The organism is Vibrio ordalii ATCC 33509, assembly GCA_000257205.1.
GTDB lineage: Bacteria > Pseudomonadota > Gammaproteobacteria > Enterobacterales > Vibrionaceae > Vibrio > Vibrio ordalii.
The window spans coordinates 1-1,333 of record AEZC01000044.1; the positions used below are offsets into that span (position 1 = coordinate 1).

Genomic DNA, 1,333 nt, shown 5'->3' on the forward strand with positions numbered 1-1,333 from the left:
ACCAATTAAGCTGCATTTAGAGTGATTAATTCGTGGTGTTGGTGAGCTAAGTGGCCAAGGTATCGTTGCTTGGACACCTTGCAGCCGTTGAGCAAACATGCTTTATTGAAATCAGTGACTGATTATTTTGGAATGTTTGCATTATGTGCCGCTGGCTCGCCTACCAAGGAACTCCTATCTACCTCGATCAACTGGTTTATCAACCGGAACACTCTCTCGTGCACCAAAGTTTAGAAGCGCGTAAAGCGGTCATCCGTGTCAATGCTGATGGGTTTGGATTGGGTTGGTATACCGAACGAACTACCCCCGGGCAATTTCATGAGGTCTTACCCGCTTGGGGAGATGAAAACCTGCGATCCTTAACGCATCACATACGTTCTCACCGTTTTATGGCGCATGTGCGTTCGTCCACCGGAACGCAGGTTTCCCGTTCTAACTGTCATCCGTTTATTTTGGATAACTGGATGTTTTTACATAACGGGCAAATTGGTGAGTTTGAAAAAGTGAAATTCGCCTTAGAACGGCAGTTACCGGAATCGCTATACGTCAAACGTGTTGGAACAACAGATAGTGAATTGATTTTTTTATTGATGATGAGTAATGGGTTACACCGTCAGCCAGTACAAGCCATTACGACCACGATTGATCAAATTGCACAGGCTTTGGCGGAGAAACAGATAGAGACACCTTTTAAAGCTTCGATTTGTATCTCTGATGGGCAAGATTTTTGGTTAGTGCGTTATAGCTCTGATGGTCATCCGCCGACCGTGTTTAGTAAAAGCGAAGGCGATAATATGGTGGTTGCGTCAGAACCCCTTGACAGTGAAAGTGGTTGGCAAATGATTGAGCCGCAAACCATTACTCATGTGATTGGTACTCAATGTACTGTGTATCCTATTACTTAGTTAGTGGTGGAAAAAATTAGTAATGCATTGATATTTAATATCCATTGGTTAATCGATTGCTCTCACATTAGGCTGATTCTTTTTTGAAGTAAGGTCTTGGTTTCTATGCGCCATGTTTCATCTAATGAATCTGGCGCTGGTATAAGTCGCAGCTCATTTATTAATATAATTTATAGAGTTGTAACTATGATGACATTTCCTGTCCCATTTATTCAATCCCCAATCCTTAAACCTAACGCTTTACTATTGGCATTATCGCTAGCGGGGTTACCATCTCTTTCTTATGCATCAAATGCCTGCCAGTTTAATGATATCACGCAAGCACAAGAGCCTATTTTAGCGATTAAAAATGCACAACCTGCCTGTTATAACTCGTGGTTTTATACCGATAGTAATGCCATCTTGGGTCTATACAGTGAAAATAGTAT

At 41.9% G+C, this 1,333-nt stretch carries 1 protein-coding gene and 1 pseudogene; both read left to right on the forward strand.

What is annotated here, in order from left to right; translation table 11 throughout:
- Positions 1–143 precede the first annotated feature (143 nt).
- On the forward strand, positions 144–905 hold the full coding sequence (locus tag VOR_RS0102940) for a class II glutamine amidotransferase (protein ID WP_010318241.1): 762 nt from the start codon (positions 144–146) through the stop codon (positions 903–905).
- A 186-nt stretch (positions 906–1,091) separates the two neighbouring features.
- Positions 1,092–1,333 (forward strand): annotated as a pseudogene (locus VOR_RS16655) (collagenase); the annotation flags it as partial.

What these genes read in the sequence shown, in the direction of transcription:
- VOR_RS0102940 (WP_010318241.1), top strand. Translation starts at nt 144, where the DNA reads ATGTGCCGCTGGCTCGCCTACCAAGGAACTCCTATCTACCTCGATCAA.